13 protein-coding genes and 1 pseudogene are annotated in these 19,735 nt (G+C 70.7%); 9 read left to right on the top strand and 5 right to left on the bottom strand.

Annotation, left to right across the window (positions count from 1 at the left end; all coding sequences use genetic code 11):
• Nucleotides 1-92 precede the first annotated feature (92 nt).
• Nucleotides 93-1,490: an FAD-dependent oxidoreductase gene (locus tag AB0J08_RS34380; RefSeq protein ID WP_360641940.1), complete on the bottom strand. Its 1,398-nt coding sequence runs from the start codon at nucleotides 1,488-1,490 to the stop codon at nucleotides 93-95.
• 163 nt (nucleotides 1,491-1,653) lie between these two features.
• Nucleotides 1,654-2,331, bottom strand: coding sequence for a TetR/AcrR family transcriptional regulator (locus tag AB0J08_RS34375; RefSeq protein ID WP_360641938.1), 678 nt, complete (start codon nucleotides 2,329-2,331; stop codon nucleotides 1,654-1,656).
• A gap of 233 nt (nucleotides 2,332-2,564) precedes the next feature.
• On the opposite strand from AB0J08_RS34375, the gene AB0J08_RS34370 reads away from it, so the two are divergent.
• The 3 genes from AB0J08_RS34370 (at nucleotide 2,565) to AB0J08_RS34360 (ending at nucleotide 7,699) form a co-directional block, all read left to right on the top strand.
• A complete protein-coding gene (locus tag AB0J08_RS34370) occupies nucleotides 2,565-3,821 on the top strand; it encodes an MFS transporter (protein WP_360641936.1) in 1,257 nt (418 codons plus the stop codon).
• 36 nt (nucleotides 3,822-3,857) lie between these two features.
• Nucleotides 3,858-5,711 (top strand): glycoside hydrolase family 3 N-terminal domain-containing protein, encoded by a 1,854-nt coding sequence (locus AB0J08_RS34365; protein WP_360641934.1) that lies wholly within the window; start codon nucleotides 3,858-3,860, stop codon nucleotides 5,709-5,711.
• Nucleotides 5,712-6,193: 482 nt separating this feature from the next.
• Entirely contained in the window at nucleotides 6,194-7,699 is a 1,506-nt protein-coding gene (locus AB0J08_RS34360) for a carboxylesterase family protein (protein WP_360641931.1), read from the top strand.
• A gap of 57 nt (nucleotides 7,700-7,756) precedes the next feature.
• Here the strand turns inward: AB0J08_RS34360 and AB0J08_RS34355 are convergent.
• Both AB0J08_RS34355 and AB0J08_RS34350 read right to left on the bottom strand, forming a co-directional pair.
• Nucleotides 7,757-7,897, bottom strand: a pseudogene (locus AB0J08_RS34355) (exodeoxyribonuclease III); the annotation flags it as partial.
• Nucleotides 7,898-8,143: 246 nt separating this feature from the next.
• Nucleotides 8,144-10,378, bottom strand: a complete 2,235-nt coding sequence (locus AB0J08_RS34350) for an alpha-L-fucosidase (RefSeq protein WP_360641929.1) — start codon at nucleotides 10,376-10,378, stop codon at nucleotides 8,144-8,146.
• A gap of 670 nt (nucleotides 10,379-11,048) precedes the next feature.
• On the opposite strand from AB0J08_RS34350, the gene AB0J08_RS34345 reads away from it, so the two are divergent.
• Entirely contained in the window at nucleotides 11,049-12,617 is a 1,569-nt protein-coding gene (locus AB0J08_RS34345) for a ricin-type beta-trefoil lectin domain protein (protein ID WP_360641927.1), read from the top strand.
• A 333-nt stretch (nucleotides 12,618-12,950) separates the two neighbouring features.
• On the opposite strand, the gene AB0J08_RS34340 is transcribed toward AB0J08_RS34345, so the two are convergent.
• Nucleotides 12,951-13,748 carry an FCD domain-containing protein gene (locus AB0J08_RS34340; protein ID WP_360641925.1) on the bottom strand — a complete coding sequence of 266 codons (798 nt, stop codon included), beginning with the start codon at nucleotides 13,746-13,748 and terminating at the stop codon, nucleotides 12,951-12,953.
• 365 nt (nucleotides 13,749-14,113) lie between these two features.
• Here AB0J08_RS34340 and AB0J08_RS34335 point away from each other — a divergent pair, with 365 nt between their 5' ends.
• Genes AB0J08_RS34335 through AB0J08_RS34315 form a run of 5 tightly spaced genes read left to right on the top strand, consistent with a single transcriptional unit; the run spans nucleotide 14,114 to nucleotide 19,712 of the window.
• Complete coding sequence (locus tag AB0J08_RS34335) at nucleotides 14,114-15,475, top strand: extracellular solute-binding protein (RefSeq protein WP_360641923.1); 1,362 nt, start codon at nucleotides 14,114-14,116, stop codon at nucleotides 15,473-15,475.
• Entirely contained in the window at nucleotides 15,472-16,380 is a 909-nt protein-coding gene (locus AB0J08_RS34330) for a sugar ABC transporter permease (protein ID WP_360641921.1), read from the top strand. Before AB0J08_RS34335 ends, AB0J08_RS34330 begins: the two co-directional genes overlap by 4 nt.
• 55 nt (nucleotides 16,381-16,435) lie before the next feature.
• Nucleotides 16,436-17,335 (top strand): carbohydrate ABC transporter permease, encoded by a 900-nt coding sequence (locus AB0J08_RS34325; RefSeq protein WP_360641919.1) that lies wholly within the window; start codon nucleotides 16,436-16,438, stop codon nucleotides 17,333-17,335.
• A 35-nt stretch (nucleotides 17,336-17,370) separates the two neighbouring features.
• Complete coding sequence (locus AB0J08_RS34320; RefSeq protein WP_360641917.1) at nucleotides 17,371-19,371, top strand: hypothetical protein; 2,001 nt, start codon at nucleotides 17,371-17,373, stop codon at nucleotides 19,369-19,371.
• On the top strand, nucleotides 19,368-19,712 hold the full coding sequence (locus AB0J08_RS34315; RefSeq protein ID WP_360641915.1) for an L-rhamnose mutarotase: 345 nt from the start codon (nucleotides 19,368-19,370) through the stop codon (nucleotides 19,710-19,712). Before AB0J08_RS34320 ends, AB0J08_RS34315 begins: the two co-directional genes overlap by 4 nt.
• Nucleotides 19,713-19,735: the final 23 nt, after the last annotated feature.

The following is a 19,735-nucleotide window of genomic DNA, read 5'->3' as shown; positions in this document are numbered from 1 at the left end:
GGCCCGAACGATCGGCATCGGCATCACCCAGTGGGCCCACACCCGCGCCGACGCCACGTCGGTACCGCGCCCCGGGCCGGCCGGCGGTTCGCTCAGGAGTCGAAGCCGAGGCCGAGGCGGTCGAGGGTGCGGAGCCAGAGGTTGCGCCGGCCGCTGTCGGCGTCGGCGCGGGTGAGGGCCCACTGGGTGATGCCGATGCCGATCGTTCGGGCCGGCTCGGGCGGGAAGGGCAGCGGCTTGCGGCGGACCATCTCCAGTTCGGTGCGTTCGGTGCGGGCGCCGGCCAGAAGGTCGAGCATCACCTCGGCCCCGAAGCGGGTGGCGCCCACGCCGAGCCCGGTGTAGCCCGCCGCGTAGGCGACCCGGCCGTCGTGGGAGAGGTCGAAGAACGCGCTGAACCGGGTGCAGGTGTCGATCGCGCCGCCCCAGGCGTGGGTGAACCGCAGGCCCTCCAACTGGGGGAAGGTCCGGGCGAAGTGCCGGGCGAGGGTGGCGAAGGTCTCCGGCCGCTGGTCGCGTTCGGCCCGCACCCGGCCGCGGAACCGGTGGACCACGTCGTAGCCGCCGAACAGGATGCGGTTGTCGGCCGAGAGCCGGACGTAGTGGAAGTGGTTGGCGCTGTCGGAGAAGCCCTGGCGGTTGCGCCAGCCCACCGAGGCGAGCTGGGCGTCGGTCAGCGGTTCGGTCATCAGAGCGTAGTCGTAGACCGGCACGGTGTACGGGCGGTGGCGGCGCAGCAGGGAGGGGAAGGCGTTGGTGGCGAGCGCCACGCGGCGGGCGCCGACGCGGCCGTACGGGGTGCGGACGGTGATCCCGCGCGGGGAGTCGCTCAGGCCGGCCGCGGGGGTGTGTTCGAACATCCGCACGCCCAGGTCGAGGCAGGCCCGCTTGAGGCCCCAGGCGAGGCGGGCGGGGTTGAGCATGGCGACCCCCTCGCGGTCCCACAGCGCGCCGAGGAAGGTGGGGGAATCGATCTCGGCGCGGACGGCCTCGCGGTCCAGGACGTCGGGCCGGCTCCCGTAGCGCGCGGCGAGTTCGGCGAACTCCTGCAGCTCGTCGACCTGGTAGGGCTCCGTGGCGACGACGAGGGAGCCGGTGCGCTCCCAGTCGCAGTCGATGCCGTGGCGCTCGACGGTGTCCTCCATGGCCTGGAGGTTGGCGGCGCCGAGCCGCTCCAGGGCGTCGAGTTCGCCGGGCCAGCGCTGGTACCCGTTGGCGAGGCCGTGGGTGAGGCTGGCTTCGCAGAAGCCGCCGTTGCGGCCGGAGGCGGCCCAGCCGACCTCCTGCGCCTCGATGAGGACGACGTCGAGCGAGGGGTCGCGTTCCTTGGCGATGAGCGCGGTCCACAGTCCGCTGTAGCCGCCGCCGACCACGAGGAGGTCGCAGCGCACGTCGCCGACGAGGGCGGAGGCGGCGGCGGGCCGGGCTGGGTCATCGAGCCAGAACGGCAGGGGCTGGGCGTCCTGGAGGGCGCGGACGGGGTCGGCCATGGCGGTGGCTCCTTCGGTGCATGGCGGAGGTGCACGGAGGACCGGGCCTCCGTATGCCGCCATCAGACCGTCGCGCCGGAATCACGTCAATGGTGTTGACATAAGGGCCCGGTCGACCGGCGTGGGCCCGATCCGGTCCGGAATCCCGGCTGGTGGGGTGCGCTCAGGAGCCGGCCGGATGCGGGGGCAGGCCCGTGCCCGCGGCGGACAGACCCCGGTACAGCCGGTCGAGGTAGCGACCCAGCTCCTCGGTCATGTCCACCGAGTCCGGGTCGAGCACCCATTGCAGCTGGAGTCCGTCCATGACCGCCAGCAGGTGCCTCGCCTCGGCCGTGCAGTCGGTGTCGGGACGCAGTTCGGCGCTGTCGACGCCGCGCCGCAGCGACTGTGCGGCATCGGCGACCAGGGTGCGGTAGCGGCGCGCGAAGAAGGCGTGCGCCGGGTGGTCCGGGTCGCCGGACTCGCCGACCAGGGCGTTGAACATCCGGGTGCGGCCCGGCCGGCGGCTGTTGTGGGTGGTCAGGGCGAGCAGCCGGTGGAACCACTCGGCGACGCTCGCGCACTCCTCGGCGAAGAACCGCTCGGTGTCGTGTTCGTCGCTGGCCTCCAGCACCGAGACCAGCAGCGCCTCCTTGGTGCGGAAGTGGTGCAGCAGTCCGCCCTGGGTGATGCCGGCGTCCTTGGCGACCCGGGCGAGCGAGGTCGCGTGGAAGCCCCACTGGGCGAAGTGCTCGACGGCGGCGTCCAGGATCCGTGAGCGCCGCTCGTCGCCCACCGCGTAGCTGCCGCGCGGCGCGCCCCTGCCTGATCCGTGGGCCGCGGCCCCGTCCTTGACGTCCATGGCTGTCACCTTAGCCACAGCCGGCCGGGGCGCCCCGGCCGGCTGTGGCGTGGGTCACATCATGAATACCTACTACCTACTCGGTTTTCATGGTTCGCTGGGTGCGCACCCCGGAACGGAGCCCTGCGCCGCCCGGTCGGCCCCTCCACCTCGCCGACCGGAGCCGAGCCGCCCTCCGGGACCCCCCTCAACTTCCCGCCCGGCGGGACCCGTGGCCACCCAGGAGGCCGGTCATGACCACCACCGACGACGCGGTCGGCGCCCCGAGAGCCGAGGCCGCGCCCAGCGGCTCCCGCGCAGGCCGGCTCGGCCGACTGCTGCCGATGCTCACCCTCGGCAACGCCGCCATGTACCTGGTCTACCTGGGCATCGGGCAGGTCCTGCTGCCCGCCCAGATCGAACTGCTCGACCCGGACGGCAAGGTCGGCAGCCTCGGGCTGGTCTCCGGCGTCGCCGCGGTCTTCGCCACCCTCTTCAACCCGCTGGCCGGCCTGCTCTCCGACCGCTCCCGCCGCCGCAACCCGTGGATCCTCGGCGGCGGCCTCGCGGCCTTCGCCGCGCTCGCGCTGCTCGGACAGGTGCGCACGATCCTGCTGGTCACCATCGCGTGGTGCCTGGTGCAGGCCGCGATGAACGTCTACCAGGCGGCACTCACCGCGATCGTCCCCGACCGGGTCCCGGCCGACCGCCGCGGCCTCGCCTCCGCGATGGTCGGCATCGGCACCCCGATCGGCGCGGTCGTCGGCGTCACCCTGGCCACCCGCTACGTCCCGGACTCCCTCGGCACCGGCTACCTGGTGACGGGTGCGGTGATCGCCCTGACGGCCGTGCTGTTCACCGTGCTGGCCCGGGAGGAGAAGCTGCCGCCGGTGGAGGCCGTCCCGCTGCGCCGTCAACTCGCCGCCTTCGTCGCCACCCTGCGGGTCGCCGACTTCCGCTGGGCGTTCATCGGCCGCTTCCTGATGATGCTCGGATTCTTCGCGGTCTCGCTGTTCCAGTTCTACATCCTGCAGGACCACATCGACCTGCCCGGCGACATGGACGCGGCGGCCGCCCAGGCCGCGCTGGCACCGGTCGACGCGGTCTCCACCCTGGCCGCCACCGTCCTCGGCGGCTGGCTCTCCGACCGGACCGGGCGCCGCAAGCCGTTGATCGCGGTCTCCTGCGTGCTGGCCGCCGTCAGCATGACCGTTCCGGTGCTGCTCCCGGACTGGACCGGCATCCTGCTGTTCACCGTGCTCGCCGGGATCGCCTTCGGCTGCTTCATGGCCGTGGACACGGCCCTGGTCACGCTGGTGCTGCCGAGCGTCGACGACGCCGCCCGCGACCTCGGTGTGCTGAACGTCGCCAACGCCGGACCGCAGATCATCGCTCCGTTCGTGGCCTCGCTGGTCGTCGGCGCGGCCGGCTACGACGCGCTGTACCTGGTCGCCGCAGTGATCATCCTCGTCGGGGCGCTCGCGGTGGCCCCGATCAAGACCGTCCGCTGAACCGCCCCCACGGAAGAGACCCTGGAGACCCCGCCCGTGCGCACCACCATCGCCGTCCACCCGTATCAGGACCGGGCCCGGCCCGTCGACGAACGGGTCGCCGACCTGCTGGCCCGGATGACCCTGGAGGAGAAGGCCGGCCTGCTCTTCCACACCGTGATCCCGATGCACCCGGACGGCCGCCCCGTCGAGGCGGCGGACGGGGACGAGAGCGACTTCCCCGCCGACACCACCGGCCTGGTCCGCGACCACGGGCTGAACCACTTCAACCTGGTCGGCACCGCCGGCCCCCGGCAGCTCGCCGAGTGGCACAACGCCGTCCAGGAGATCGCCGCCGGCACCCGGCTCGGCATCCCGGTCACCGTCTCCACCGACCCCCGGCACTCCTTCACCCTCAACATCGGCGCCTCCATCCAGGCCGGTGCCTTCTCCGCCTGGCCCGAGGCGATCGGCCTGGCGGCCGTCCGCGACCCCGAACTAGTCCACCGATTCGCCGACATCGCCCGCCAGGAGTACCTGGCCGTCGGGCTCCGGGTCGCCCTGCACCCGCAGGTCGACCTCGCCACCGAACCCCGCTGGTCCCGCCAGATGGGCACCTTCGGCGCCGACGCCGCACTCACCTCGGAGCTCGTCCAGGCCTACGTCCGGGGCTTCCAGGGCGAGCGTCTCGGCCCGGACAGCGTGGCCACCATGGTCAAGCACTTCCCCGGCGGCGGACCGCAGAAGGACGGCGAGGACCCACACTTCCCGCACGGCAAGGAGCAGGTCTACCCCGGTGGGATGCGCGAGCTGCACCTCGCGCCGTTCCGCGCCGCGATCGAGGCCGGCGCCGCACAGATGATGCCGTACTACGGTCAGCCGGTCGGCACCGACTGGGAGGAGGTCGGCTTCGGCTTCAACCGGGGCGTGGTCACCGGTCTGCTCCGCGAGCAACTGGGCTTCGGCGGCATCGTCTGCACCGACTGGGGACTGCTCACCGACGACGAGATCTTCGGCGAGCCGCACCAGGCCCGAGCGTGGGGTGTCGAGCACCTGACCGTCGCCGAGCGCGCGGCCAAGGCCCTGGACGCGGGCGTCGACCAGTTCGGAGGCGAGGAGTGCCCCGAGGTGATCGTCGACCTGGTGCGCTCCGGCCGGATCGCCGAGGAGCGGATCGACCACTCGGTGCGGCGCCTGCTGCGCGAGAAGTTCGTCCTCGGGCTCTTCGACGACCGGCGCCACGTCGACCCGGACGCCGCCGAGGAGACCGTCGGCCAGGCCGGCTTCCGCGCCGCCGGAGCCGCCGCCCAGCGCCGCTCGCTCACCGTCCTGGCGAACCGCGACCGCACCCTGCCGGTCACCCGCACCGCGCCCCGGCTCCACACCGAGGGCCTCGACCGTTGCGTCGTCTCCCGCTACGGTCGCCACGCCGCCGGCCCGGCCGAGGCCGACCTCGCCGTCCTGCGGCTCTTCACCCCGTACGAGTACCGGCCCAACCGCTTCGAGTCGATGTTCCACTCCGGCCGTCTCGACTTCCCCGAGAACGATCTGGCCGCGATCCTGCGGGTGCTCGACACCGTCCCCACCGTCGTGCTGATCAACCTCGAACGGCCCGCCGTCATCCCGGAGATCGCCGAGCGCGCCGCCGCCGTGATCGCCGACTACGGCGCGAGCGACGAGGCGATGCTCGACGTCGTCTTCGGCCGCGCCCGTCCCGAAGGGCGGCTGCCCTTCGAACTGCCGCGCTCGATGGCCGCCGTCGAGGCCTCCCGCCCTGACGTCCCGCACGACACCGCCGACCCGCTCTTCCCGTACGGCGCCGGCCTCGACCTGGACCTCGCCGGCGTGGACCTCGCCGACCTGGACCTCGCCGGCGTGGACCTCCCCGGCCCGGACGGAGACGACGCATGAGACCCGTGACCCGAAGATTCCTCGCCGTCACCGCCGCCACCGGCCGTACTGGCCTGCGGTGTCACCGCATCGGCCGCGGAGCCGGCGCCTCCGGCGGACCGCCCGCTGGCCGGCCTGCGCGTGCTGCTGACCAACGACGACTCCATGCAGGCCGCCAAGGCCTCGAACTCCGACGGCTTCGGTCTCTAGGAGCTGCGCCGCGCCCACTGCGGGTTCCGACAGCTTCGCCATCACCCCGGGCTTCTGCGAGCACCGCCCGGGGGACGACTGCACCGAGACCGTCCCCGACGCCGACGCCGACGCCGACGCCGACGCCGACGCCGACGCGCTCGCCGTCCTGCGTGACGGCCGGATCTCCGTCACGCCCGTCACCCCCGACCGGACCTATGGTGTCCGCACGGCCGACCCCCGGGAGCTGAACCGGCTCCGGCACTACATCGACCACGAGGCGCCGCGCCCGTGACCCGCACCGGAGGACCCGCATGACCACCCCGACCCCCCACCGGTACCCCGTCGTCCCCACCCGCCGGGGCCCGGTGCGCGGCGAGCGCCGTGCCGACGGCAGCGTCCGCTTCCTGGGTGTCCCGTACGCCCAACCACCGGTCGGCGAGCTGCGGTTCGCCGCCCCGGTGCCGCCCCGCCCGTGGACCGAGGTGCTGGACGCGACCGCCTACGGGCCGACCGCGCAGCGCCGTCCGTTCGGCGAGGTCACCACCATCCCCGAACCGACCGTCCCGGGCGCGGGCATCCTCAACCTCAACGTCTTCACCCCGGACCTCGCCCCGGCGGACGGCCTGCCGGTGCTGGTCTGGATCCACGGCGGCGGCTTCGTCGCGGGCAGTTCGGCGAGCCCCTGGTACGACGGCGCCGCCTTCAACCGGGACGGCGTGGTCCTGGTGTCGATCGGCTACCGGCTCGGCATCGAGGGCTTCCTGCACCTGCCCGACGCCCCCGACAACCGGGGCGTGCGGGACTGGATCGCCGCGCTCGAATGGGTCCGCGACAACATCGCCTCCTTCGGTGGCGATCCCGCGAAGGTCACCGTCGCCGGGCAGTCGGCCGGCGGCGGCGCAGTCCAGACCCTCCTCGCGACACCCGCCGCTCAGGGCCTGTTCCGCGCGGCCATCACGGCCTCCGGCGCGGTGATGCGCCCGCAGGACCGGGCGACCGCCGAGGCCGTCACCCGGGCGTTCACCGCGCGCACCGGCGTACCCGCCACGGCGGTCGCCCTGCGGGACGCGACCGACGCCGAACTGCTGGCCTTCCAGGACACCCTCGACACGGGCGGGCCGGACCCCGACGGACTTCCGATGCTGCCCCTCGCGCCCTTCGCCGACGGCGAGCTGGTGCCCGTGCCGGTCCCGCAGGCGCTGGCCGAGGCAGCCGTCCCGCTGCTGCTTGGCTTCACCGCGCACGAGTTCGCCGCCCCGGGCTCCCAGGACGACCGGCCGGACGCCGAACTTCCCATCCTGCTCGGCGCGTTGGGCCTGGATGAGCACCGGGCCGCGCGCTTCCTGGCCGAGCGGCCGGGTGCGGCGGGCGGCGAGGCGATCACCGACTGGCTGTTCCGCGCCCCGGCCCTGGCCATCGCCGAGGCCCGCGCCGAACGCGAACGGCCCACCTGGCTCTACCAGTTCGACTGGTCCGGAACCGCTCCCGGCCGCACCGGCCAGGCCTACCACTGCACCGACCTGCCCTTCGCCTTCGACCTCCTGCACGCCGAGGGCGTCACGGCGGCTCTCGGTACGGAGCCACCGCAGGATCTGGCCGACGCCGTCCACGGGGCCTGGGTCGCCTTCGTCCGCGACCTCGCCCCGGGCGCCGCCTGGCCCTCCTACCGGGACGGCCGCGCCACCATGCGCTGGCACGCCGAGCCGCGGCTGGAACGCGACCCGCTGAGCTCCGTGCGGGAGATCTGGCTCGGTGCGACGTGCCCGCCGCCCCTGCGGACCGCGCGAGTCGATGTGAGTGAGCCCGGGGCCGGTTGAGGGTGGCCAGCGTAGGGGCAATGCTCCGTCGTTCCGTCGACCGTGGAGATTCGGCGTTCAGTCAAGGTCGAAATCGAACTCGGCGGTGACGGGTGCGTGGTCGCTCCAGCGCTCGGCGTGGGTGTCGGCGCGTTCGACGCAGGCCTCGACGGCCTTGGCGGCCAGGCCGGGCGTGGCGACCTGGAGGTCGATGCGCCAGCGGAACGACGCGTTTTCTAAAAGGGTCCACCCGTTCGAGTGTGGGTGGTTCGGATGCGTCTGCTGGCCTGGGCGGAGGGGACTACCCGTGGGCAGTATGAGCTTCCTCGCCGATGACTTCGCCGTGGCGGCGTAGTACCCGGCACTGCGGGAGGGAACGCACGAAGACCACGGTCCGGACGGCGTGGCCGCGGTGCACCACCAGGTGGCGCACCGCGGCCACGGCGTCCGGCCTCGGGGCCACTGCTACTGCGCGATGAACGACCACTGCAGGTTCGGGCTGCTGTTCCAGCCCCACTGCTTGGTGACGGAGCCGGAGGCGACGTTGCCGCCGCCGTCCAGGACCAGGCCCGTGGTGCGGTTGGCGATGCTGTACAGGCCGTTGCCGTGGTTGACGATCTGCCACTGCTGGTTGTTGCCGCCGTTCCAGGGGGCCTGCTGCGCGGCTGCCCCGTTGGAGTTGGCGCCCCAGCCGTCGGCGACCATGCCGTTGGTGCGGTTGACCAGCTTGTAGTAGCCGTTGCCGAGGTCGACGGCCTGCCACTGGAGGTTGGTGCTGCCGTTCCAGGTCCACTGCTTGAGGTTGCTGCCGGAGGCGACGTTGCCGCCGCTGTCCAGGACCAGGCCGTCGGTGACGTTGCTGATCCGGAAGTAGGTGACCGGGTTGAAGATCACCTTCAGCGACGTGATGGCGTCGTTGTTGCCGGTGTTGCGCAGGTCGGAGTTGTCCGCGCTGAAGGTCCAGGCCGTCCCGGTGAAGTTGTCGCCGGAGTAGCCGATCACCTGGTAGCCGACCGGAACCCGCAGGGACGAGATGGTCCGCGCGCTCAGACCCGCGCTCTGCAGCTGGGTGGCCGTGTAGGAGCCCAGCACCAGCGCGGCCGCCGTACCCGCGTACGAGACGTCGCCGTACGCGGTGGCCACACCGATTCCCCCTGGCTGGAGGACGGGGATCTGACCGGAGAAGGTGAACTTCAGGACGTAGGCGAGGGCATTGAACGGGGCCGAGGACGACGGCAGTGTGATGTGCAGGCCGTCGCTCGCCTGGGTCGGGGCGGGCAGGCTGGTGGAGGTGCCCGAGGTCGGGTTCAGCAGCTGGACCGAGGTCAGGGAGCTGAGGTCGATGCGGCCGCTCGCCAGGGTGCTGACGGTCGTGGTGCTCCCGGGCCAGCCCAGGACCGTGGCGTACAGGACGGTGCTGTCCTTGCTGCGGGTGAACCGGAAGTCCTTGTTCGTTCCCGCCACCGGGGTGGTGAAGGAGCCGCCGCCCATCTTGGTCGGCCCCTCCCCGTAGACCGTCCAGGCCCGGGTGGAGTAGATCGACCTCCCGAACCGGCCCAGGTAGTCGCCGATGCCCAGCAGCACGTCCTTCTGCCCCTGGGGAATCGTCCCGTCCGCCATGGGAGCGATGTTGAGCAGCATGTTGCCGTTCTTGCTGACCCGGTCGATCAGCGCGTGCAGCATCTGCGTGGTGGAGTAGTAGCCGATGCCGACCGTGTAGCACCAGCTGGTGCTGCTGATGCTGTCGTCGGTCAGCCAGTACGGGTTGGCGATGTCGCCCGGGCCGCCGCGTTCGTAGTCGAAGACCTCGCCGCGGTTGTCGTAGCCGTCCTTGTACGTGGCCACGACCTCCCGGCCCCAGCCCAGGGCCTGGTTGTAGTAGTACGACAGGAAGTTCAGCCGCTGCGTCTCGTCGACCTTGGAGAGGTCGAAGTCCTCCCACAGGATGTCCGGCTGGGCCAGGTCGACGACCTCCTTGAGCTTGTCGAACCAGAGCTGGTCCTCCGCCGTGCTGCCCAACTGGCCGAAGAGCTTCTGCAGGCTCGCGGTCGGTTGCGCCGGCGCGTGGTCGTAGTAGCCGTTGAAGTTGAAGGCGTGGTGCATCGCCACCAGCAGCTTCAGGCCCTTGCCCCGGATCGAGTCGCGGAAGATCTGAAGGAGGTTCAGCTGCGGCCCGTGCTGTACCGAGTTCCACTCGTTGACCGAGCTGTTCCACATCGAGAAGCCGTCGTGGTGCTCTGCTACCGGCCCGGCGAACTTGGCGCCGGCGTCCACGAACAGCTGGGCCCAGGCGTCCGGGTCGAACTTCCCGCCCTGGGAGGCCAGCTTGGGCGCGAACTGCACCCAGTTTCCGGCCTTGTCGCGTGCGCCGTCGAGGAAGTTGTTGTACGGCCAGACCGACGGGTCCCCGTAGGTGGCGATGTGATGGTTGTTCACGTCGCTCCCGCCGATGTACATGTTCCGCGGGTACCACTCGCTGCCGTACGCAGGGACGCTGAAGGCGCCCCAGTGGAAGTAGATCCCGAACTTGGCGTCCTGGAACCACTCCGGCGCCGGCGGGTGCTGGTCCACCGAGGCCCAGGTGGGCGAGTATGACGACGGAGCGGCGAGCGCCCGCGTCGTACCGAGCGTCAGATTCGCCGTTGCGGCGGCAACGATGCCGGCGGCACTCGACAGGAACAGACGTCTGTTGATCGCCATGGCTGGGATCCTTAGTCGTTGGGTGGGGGAGGGTTCGGTTCGCGACAGCGAAGAGTGGGCGGCGCGCACCGGGCGGCTCGACACGGCCTGCAGTGCGAGGGCGAGAATGTGAGCGATAACAGGACCGCGGCTCAGCCGATTCTGGCAGCCCCAGAGTGACTGTCAAGACATAGGACAGGATGAGCCGTTCACTCCGATACATGGGATGTGTCGGACTGGTCGGACGAGTTGCCGCTCCTGGGCGCAAAGCTGCTGCAAGTAGACTTGGCTGCGATGTGCCGAGCGGGGCCTATGTCATGGTGTCCGAAGTCTCCAGTAGACATGGGATGTTCAGCGGCCGGGTGGGCGTGATATCTCTACCGGGGGAGCGCTGCTCTCGGGCTCGGACCGACGCGCCGAGGCGGGACCGCCGAGCCGTCGGGGCCGGGGAGCGAAGCAACCCGCCGGCGCCCAGGTCCAGTTGTGGAACTGCAACGGCGGCGCCAACCACAAGTGGACCGGCGCTGACCGCCGGATGACCTGGACGCACGCGAGGGAGCCCGGGGCCCGGCCACCTGCACCGTCCCGAAGCGCCCGCCAGGGGACGGGCGACGGGACTTTTGGTGCCCGCGTTCCGGTGAGCGCTCACGTTCAGCCCTGCCCGATCCCACCCCACCCGCAAGGAGAGTACGTGGACACTTCGACAAGGAACCCCTTCCGGCGCTCGAACCGCCCGGCAGCCGGCGGGCCCGCCGACGCCCAGGGCGGTTCCGGGCGTCGGCCGCGCACCGGCCGCCGGGCCCTCGGGCACGTGATGGCGGCCCTGGCGGCCGTGGCCCTGGCGCTGTCGGGGCTGTGGACCGCCGACGCGGCGCAGGCTGCCGGGCCGGCCGCGCTGCCGGCCCCGGCGGTGTCCGCCACCGGCCAGTTCCACGGCGTGAACTGGGCCGACCCCGACGACAACTTCATCACCGGCCCCAACGTGCCCGTGGGCCTGTCGATCTCGGACGACTACTCGACCACCTACGCGAAGTCCACGGCGATCCTGAAGGGATTCCAGGCACTCGGTGCCGACACCGTCCGGCTGGGCTTCAACGCGGCGACCACGTCGGGCTCCTGGTGGAACGGCTACACCGCGGCGCTGGACGCCGCCACCGCGCTGGGCATGAAGGTCGTGGTCGCGCCGTGGCTGCAGAACGGGACGGTCAGCGATGTGGCGTCTTTCGACCAGATGTGGGACACCGTCATCAACAAGTACGGCGGGCACAGCAACTTCTACTTCGACATCATGAACGAGCCCTACAACTTCGGCGCCACCGACCTGACCAACTTCGAGGCCAACTGGCTCGCGCGCTACCCGAGCCTGCCCCGCGGCCACGTGATCGTGCCCGGATTCTCGGCCGACATCAACCTGTGCGCGGTCGGCGCCGACTCCCGGCTGGCCGGCACCCTCCTGTCGATCCACATCTACGGCATGTTCGGCGACAGCCACACCACCGAGGCCGACTGGGTCAACGACTTCACCAACAACCTCTGCGGCCACGCCGACCGGGCGCTGCTCACCGAGTTCGGCGTCCCGATGAACACCGGTGTCAACTACAACGGTCCCAAGGACGGCAACAACGACCTGTCCTACCTGTACGCCATCACCGACACCGTGCGCAGCCTCGGCATGGGCTCGGTGCTGTGGACCGGCGTCAAGGGGACGACCCAGACGCAGGGACCCGGCCCGTGCGAGAACGCCTCGTGCGCCATCACCTCACTGAACGCCAACGGCACGAACCCCTCGTTGACCGTCACCAACCAGTCGGGCCTCGACCGGCTCCAATGGGGTTGGGGCACCGGCAACAACCCGGGTGGCGGGAGCGGTGCCGACACCGCTGTGCTTCGCGGCACCGGATCCAACCGCTGCCTGGACGTGCCCGGCGCCGCCACCACCAACGGTGTGCAGACCGAGATCTGGGACTGCAACGGCGGAACCAACCAGCAGTGGACACGCACCGCCGCACAGGAACTGCGCGTGTACGGGAACAAGTGCCTGGACGCCTACGGCTTCGGCACCTCCCCCGGCACCAAGGCCGTCATCTGGGACTGCTCGGGCGGCGCCAACCAGAAGTGGAACGTCAACAGCGACGGCACGGTCACCAGCGCCCAGTCCGGACTGTGCCTGGACGTCTCCGGGGGCGCCACCGCCAACGGCGCCCAGGTCCAGCTGTGGACCTGCACCGGCGGTGCCAACCAGAAGTGGAGCCGGCAGTAGCGAGGACGAGGCTGCGCCGGGTCCCCGCCGCCAGCGGCACGGTGGGCAGCCGTGCCCAGGCCGCGGCCGGCGCAGCCACCGGCCTGATCGCAGTCGCGTAGGCGCGGGATGCCCCGCTGGTCGAGGTGGTCCTGGAAGGCTGTTGGTGGTCGTGGGGGCGCGCTTTCGTCGGGTGCCTGAGTGGCACCTCGGATGACCAGGTAGCAGCCCGGATCGGGGCAGGAGCAGAAAGTGTGCGGTCGGCCGGAACACCGGCCGACCGCGCTGCTGTTGGCGCTGACCGCGCCGCCGCGCCCCGGACGCCGACTGTTCTGCCGTGCTCCTGACGTGCAGTCAGCCGAACAGGCGGCGCTGGATCTCCCGCCGGTAGTCCTCCAGCGTCCGGTCGAGGTGCATCACCGTGGCCGCAGCCGCCTCCTCGGGGCGGCCGTCGCGAATGGCCCGGTAGATCGCCTCGTGCTCCTCGACCGCGGCCTTGGCGGCCTCACCGAGGACGCCGTGGATGCCGATGGCGCTGGACTGCCGCTGCAGGCGGCGGGCGTCGCGCACGGAGCTGAGCAAGAAGGCGTTGTGCGCGGCGGTGGCCACGGCGGTGTGGAAGTCCTCGTCCGCCTGGTTGAACTCGTCGACCTGGCTGTGCTCCACCCCGTGCCGGCACTGCTGCATGGCGATCTCGATGGTGCGCAGCTCGGCCGGTGTGGCCCGGGTGGCCGCGAGACTGGCGGCGGCCGTCTCCTGGACCTTGCGGAACTCGAAGAGCATCAGGACGTGATCGAGGTCGACCGGCCGGAAGAAGCCGCCCCAGCGACTGGTGATGAGCATGCCCTCGTCATCGGCGACGAACAGGCCGCGCCCCCTGTGCGCCCGGATCCGTCCGAGCGCCGAGAGGATCTTCACGGCCTCCCGCACCACTGCCCGACTGGTGTTGAGCGTCTTGGCCAGATCGTGCTCGGTGGGCAGCCGGTCGCCGGCCACCAGGTGTTCCGCGGCGATGAACTCGAGGATCTGCTCCGACACGATCTCGTACCCGGGACGGTAGTCCCGACGCTCCTCGCCCGAGCCGTCCATCGCTGCCTCGGCAGGAGAGGCCTGCGCAGGCAAGGCGGATTCGGTCGTGGGCGTGTCGTTCATCTGTCCTGCCTCCGGGATGACTGGCGCGTGGGCGGCTGATCGCGTTGGAGCGGACTCAGCATAGCGCGGCCAATCGATGAGTCCTACTCATATGGCACACGTATCGAGGCTCGGGCGGGGTGGCAAATGAGACGAATCGTCATAAGCATCATGTAACTACGCTGCAGTGGTTGGCTTTCAGTCGGAAGCTGGTCCGATTGGATATGTTCAGGCTCTTGACGATTGCCTCGATAGGGCGGCTAATTTATCCCCGAGACCGGCGGAACGGCCGTCCTCGGTGCTTCCCGATGCCTGACCGGGACGGTCGGGCATCGCCCCACCCCCACCACCCGCCCTTTGTCGGGGCCTCTGCAGTGGAGTCGCTCATGACCGTCAACAAGCCTCTGGCCGACGAGAAGGCAGTGCCCCGCACGAGACGAGCGGCGTGGCTGGCCGCTGGAGCGGTCAGCCTGGCCATGGCCCTGTCCGCCTGCGGCGGCTCGACGCCCGCGAAGACCACCAAGGACGGCTTCGCCCAGGCCGCGCAGACCGACGGCGCGGTGACGGTCTGGGTCGACGCGACCCGGCTGGCCGCCGCGAAGCAGTACCAGGCGCTGCACCCCGAGGTGAAGATGGACATCGTCTCCTACGACGGTGACGCCAACGGGTCGAACTATCTGCAGACCAAGGTCCAGCTCTTCAACCGGACCGGCAAGGGCTGGCCGGACGTCGTCTTCAGCTCGCAGAACAACGAGGTGACCTGGGCGGTCGACGCCGGTTTCGCGGCGCCGCTCGACAAGGGCCTGGTCCCGGCCGACACCCTGGGGCAGTTCGCCAAGGGCGCCAACGACGTCTGTACCGTCGACGGCACCGTCTACTGCCTGCGCAACGACCTCTCGCAGGCGGTGCTCTGGTACAACGCGCCGCTGATGAAGCAGTTCGGCTACACCGTTCCGAAGACCTGGGAGGAGTACCAGGCGCTCGGTGAGAAGGTGGCCACCGAGCACCCGGGCTACCTGGTCGGCGACGGAGGTGACTCCTTCACCCCGGAGATCTACCTCTGGGCGAGCAAGTGCGGTGCCAACCACATCACCGGGCCCAAGGCCGTCTCCGTGAACACCAGCGGTCCGGAGTGCACCAAGATGGCCCAGCTCATGGACACGCTGATCAAGAACAAGTCCATGTCCACCAGCGGTGTCTTCAGCACCGACTTCGCCAAGAACGAGGTGGGCAAGGTCCTGCTCATGCCCGGCCCGGCGTGGTTCGGCGGGGCGGTGTTCAAGGACACCCTGAAGACCCCGGAGAAGACGATCGGCGTGGCCCCGATGCCGCAGTGGCGAGGCGACAGCGCGCCGGCCACCGGCAACGTCGGCGGCGGCACCTGGCTGGTGTCCCAGCACTCCACCCACCTCAAGGCGGCCACCGACTTCCTGAAGTGGGTCACCACCGACAACGCCTACCAGGGCGAGAAGGCTCCAGGCTTCCCGGCGTACGCACCCGCTGCCGACAGCTGGCTGAAGGCCCAGGAGACCTCCGGTTACTACACCGGCGACCTCAGCGCCCTCAAGGACGCCTCCTCCCAGGTGTGGCCGGGCTGGGGCTCGGGCCAGTTCAGCCAGGAGGCGGTCTGGGCCGCCACGGTCAAGCCCGGCATGACCCAGGGTCAGACCATCGTGTCGCTGCTGCCGGCCTGGCAGGACTCGATCGTCAAGCACGCCGAGTCGCTCGGGTACAAGGTCTCGCAGTGACCACCACCGTCTCCCCGGCCGGCTCCGGCCGACGCCCCCGCGGCGTCGGCCGGAGCTGGGCCGGCCCGGCCTTCGTCGCCGGCTACGTGCTCCTGCTGGTCGCCTTCGGCGTCCTCCCGATCGGCTACGCGATCTACTTCGCCTTCACCGACGGGGGCGGCTCGTTCTCGGGCTTCACCAACTTCGTCAGCACGGCGCAGGACTTCCGGTTCGTGGACGCGATCGGCCATGTAGCGGTCTACCTGCTGTTCTGGCTGCTCTCGCTGGTCGTGTTCGTGGTGGGCCTGGCGCTGCTGCTGCACCGGGTCTCCGCCGGGTGGGCCAGCCAGGCGCTCCGCTTCCTCTACTACATCCCCGGCGCGCTCGCCGGTGCCGCGAGCGTGCTGGTGTGGCTGTTCATGCTCGACCCGACCGTGAGCCCGGTCAGTTCGCTGCTCGGCCGACTGGGGTTCGACACCTTCGGCCAGGTCATCGCGCCCGGCAACCTGCCGGTGCTGTTCACCATCATCGCCTTCTGGACGGGCGCGGGCGGCTGGATCGTCGTCATGTACGGCGCCCTGAACAACATTCCGACCGACGTGCTGGAAGCCGCGCGGATCGACGGCGCGGGCGCCTGGCAGACCGCCTGGCACGTGCAGATCCCCATGCTCCGCAAGTGGATCGTCTACATGGTGATCCTCGCTTTCGCGGGCGGCGCCCAGCTCTTCGTCGAGCCGCAACTGCTCTCGCTCGCCAGCGTGGGCGTGGCCGGTCGCGACTACTCGCTCAACCAGCTGACCTACGACTTCGCCTTCCAGATGAACAACATCAACGGGGCCGCCGCGGTCTCCATGGAGCTCCTGGTCGTCAGCGTGTCGGTCGCCGGTGTCTTCATCGCACGTTCGAGGTTCTTCGATGCCGACTGAGACCCCTGTCAACCCAACGGCCGCCACGCCACGCACCGAACGGGAACCGAGCGCCATGAGCCGAGCACCGCGCCGGACGTCCCGCAGGGACGTGCGCCGGACGTCGTACCGACTGCTGGTCGGTTCGGTCCTGGCGGTGTTCGTGTTGTTCTTCGTCCTGCCGGTGCTCTGGCTCCTCCTCGCGGCGACGAAGACCGACGACCAGCTGGTCCACGACCACCCGCTCTCCTTCGGCTCCTGGAGCACGCTCGCCGACAACTGGCACGCGCTGAGCGGGTTCCAGGACGGTGCGATCCTGCTGTGGCTGGGCAACTCCGCGCTGTACGCCGTCATCTCCCTGGCCATCACACTCTGCGTGTCGGTGCCCGCGGGATACGCGCTGGCCATGACCGAGTTCCGCGGGCGCAAGACCCTGCTGGTCGCCACTCTGGTCGTCATGCTGATGCCGAGCGCCACCCTGGTGGTGCCGCTCTTCCTGGAGATCAACGCGGCGCACCTGATCGGCACGATGTGGTCGATCGTCCTGCCGTACGCGTTCTACCCGTTCGGCGTTTACCTCACGTACATCTACTTCTCCACCGCGGTCCCGAAGGACCTGCTGGCGGCCGCGCGGATCGACGGCTGCTCCGAGTCCGGCGTCTTCCGCCACGTGGCACTGCCGCTGGCGACCCCGGTCATCGCGCTCGTGGGCTTCTTCAGCTTCGTCGCCAACTGGACCAACTACTTCCTGCCCTACGTGATGCTCCCCGAGAGCGACCAGATGCCGGTCCAGGTCGGCGTCGGCACGCTGCTCAGCAGCGTGCCGCAGTTCAACCCGACCGTCGGCTCGCTCGCGATCGAGCGCCCGCAGCTGGCGCTCGCGACCCTGGTCGCCATCACACCGGTGCTCGTGGTCTTCCTCTTCGCCCAGCGCTTCCTGGTCAGCGGGATGCTCGCCGGCGCCACCAAAGAATGACGCACGCGCCCTCACCCCGATCGGAGAACCTCCCCATGTCCCTCAGCTCCACCGACCATTCCCCGGGCGAGGACGCGGCAGCGTCCCCCGTCGAGATCCGGGCCGGGGTGCCGCTGCTGGAACCGCCCGGCTGGGCGGTGGCGCAGCGCTCGCTGTTCGACCTGCTCGACCACGGCTGGCGCCGCTTCGCCCGGGACTTCACCGGGCCCGACGGCCGGCTGAAATACACCGGCCGGCTGACCACCCGCGACGGCGTGGACGACTTCTACGAGGTCTTCTTCAACTGGCCGCAGCTCTACCTCCTCGGTGGCGCCGACGACCTGCTGGCCGCCAGCGAGAAGCACTGGGAGGGAGTGACCAGGCACCTCGCCGAGCTGGACATGCTGCGCGACGAGTACGAGCGCGGCTACGACTGGTTCCACCAAGGCGAGAGCCTGCTCCTGCTCTACTTCCTGTGCATGGCCGACCCCGAGCGCTGGTCCGAGCGCGCCCTGCGGTTCGCCGAGCTGTTCGTCGACCCGGCTCACGGGAACTACGACCCCACGCACCGCATCATCACCCGCCCGCACAACGGCAGCGACCGGGACCGGCAGGGCCTGTCCGACGGCGACGTCTACCCGTGGCAGCAGAAGGAGGCCGACACCTACGGCTACCCGCTGGAGTGGCTGCCCGAGGCGGCCCAGGGCCCGTTCCCACTCGACGCGGACCCGCGGCTCGGCGAGCAGATGCGCGAACGGATGGGCGTCGGCGACACCGCGGTCAACCTCGCCGCCGCCGGCTTGGTGCTCAACGCCTGGGTGGTCTCCGGCGAGCAGCGCTACCGCGACTGGATCGTCGAGTACGTCGGCGCCTGGCGGGAGCGCACCGAGGCGAACGGTGGCCTGATCCCGGACAACGTCGGTCCGGACGGGGTCGTCGGCAGCCTGCTGGAGGGCCGCTGGTACGGCGCCCACTACGGCTGGTCCTGGCCGCACGGCTGGCACAGCCTGGGCCACGCGGCCTGCGTGGCGGCGCTCGCCGCGGCGGTGGCCACCGGGGAGGAGGACTACCTCTCCATGGTCGGGACCTCGCTCGACGCCCTCATCTCCCGCGGCAAGGTGATGCCCTTCACCGAGGCGGACTCCAGCCTGAAGTCCAAGTGGGCGGTGGAACTCGCCTCGGACGTCGACCGGCCGACCTTGCACCTCCCGTTCCGCCGCAACGACTCGGGCTGGTTCGACTACAACCCGGTCACCCTGGCGGTGCCCATCGCGTTGTGGCACCACACCGCCTCCGAGGCGGACCGCACGCGGCTCGAGAAGCTGCGCGCCGCGGACGGGCTCGACTGGAGCACCGTGCGGTCGTTCCGGGCCAAGGAGGAGTCCGGGCACGAGAAGGCGTGGTTCGCCTTCCTGGCCGGCGACGACCCCGACTACCCGGAGCGGATCCTCGCCGCCGCCCAGGCCCAGGTCCGCCATCGGCTGCGCCGGATCGACCGCTACCGCGACCTGGAAGTCGAGGAGGCGGACATCCACGTGTGGCAGCAGTGCAACCCCGTGGCCACCGAGGCCCTGGTCCAGCTGACCTGGGGCGGCCCCCAGGTGATCTACGGCGGCGGCCTCCAGCAGGCCCGGCTGCGCTACCACGACGCCCAGGCCCGCCGCGCGGGGCTGCCGCAGGACGTGGCCGCCCTGGTCACCTCCATCGACCCCGAGGCGACCACCGTCGAGCTGGTGAACCTCTCGCCTGAGGACGAGCGGACGGTGATCGTCCAGGCGGGTGCCCTCGCCGAGCACACCATCACCTCGGTCCGGTACACGACCTGTACGGACGACGGCTGGATCGGCGACATGTACGACTACGGGCACACCGAGCCGGTGGTCGGTGAGGCCGAGGCGACCTGCGACGGCGCGTACCTGACGGTCTGTCTGCCCGCCTCCACCCGGATCCGGATGACGCTCCGGCTCGAACTCCGCACTCGTACCCCCAGCTACCGTTCACCGTTCGGCACCCCCGCCGCTGCGGCGAACGCCGAGACGTCGAAGGATTCAGCGTGAAGCGCTTCGCCCAGACCATCAGGCTCCGCCCCGAGCGCCGGGAGGAGTACCTGCGACTCCACTCGGCCGTCTGGCCCGGAGTCGAGGCGGCCCTGCACCGGGCGCAGATCCGCAACTTCAGCATCTTCCTCCACGGTGACGTGCTGTTCTCCTACTTCGAGTACCACGGCGAGGACTTCGACGCCGACATCGCCGAGCTCGAGGCCGACCCCGAGACCCAGGAGTGGTGGAAGCTCACCGACCCCTGCCAGGAGCCCTGGCCCGACCGGGGCGACTCCCGCCAGTGGACGGAACTCACCGAGGTCTGGCACCTGGGTGACTCCCAGCACATCGCCGGCTGACCGGTCCACTCCAGACAACCCCA

Origin of the sequence: Kitasatospora sp. NPDC050463, assembly GCF_040655255.1 — a bacterium.
GTDB lineage: Bacteria > Actinomycetota > Actinomycetes > Streptomycetales > Streptomycetaceae > Kitasatospora.
Note: the sequence above shows the minus strand (reverse complement) of the source record. Positions and strands in the feature narration are given on the sequence as shown.

What these genes read in the sequence shown, in the direction of transcription:
- AB0J08_RS34380 (WP_360641940.1), bottom strand. Translation starts at nt 1,490, where the DNA reads ATGGCCGACCCCGTCCGCGCCCTCCAGGACGCCCAGCCCCTGCCGTTC.
- AB0J08_RS34375 (WP_360641938.1), bottom strand. Translation starts at nt 2,331, where the DNA reads ATGGACGTCAAGGACGGGGCCGCGGCCCACGGATCAGGCAGGGGCGCG.
- AB0J08_RS34370 (WP_360641936.1), top strand. Translation starts at nt 2,565, where the DNA reads ATGACCACCACCGACGACGCGGTCGGCGCCCCGAGAGCCGAGGCCGCG.
- AB0J08_RS34360 (WP_360641931.1), top strand. Translation starts at nt 6,194, where the DNA reads ATGACCACCCCGACCCCCCACCGGTACCCCGTCGTCCCCACCCGCCGG.
- AB0J08_RS34350 (WP_360641929.1), bottom strand. Translation starts at nt 10,378, where the DNA reads ATGGCGATCAACAGACGTCTGTTCCTGTCGAGTGCCGCCGGCATCGTT.
- AB0J08_RS34340 (WP_360641925.1), bottom strand. Translation starts at nt 13,748, where the DNA reads ATGAACGACACGCCCACGACCGAATCCGCCTTGCCTGCGCAGGCCTCT.
- AB0J08_RS34335 (WP_360641923.1), top strand. Translation starts at nt 14,114, where the DNA reads ATGACCGTCAACAAGCCTCTGGCCGACGAGAAGGCAGTGCCCCGCACG.
- AB0J08_RS34325 (WP_360641919.1), top strand. Translation starts at nt 16,436, where the DNA reads ATGAGCCGAGCACCGCGCCGGACGTCCCGCAGGGACGTGCGCCGGACG.
- AB0J08_RS34320 (WP_360641917.1), top strand. Translation starts at nt 17,371, where the DNA reads ATGTCCCTCAGCTCCACCGACCATTCCCCGGGCGAGGACGCGGCAGCG.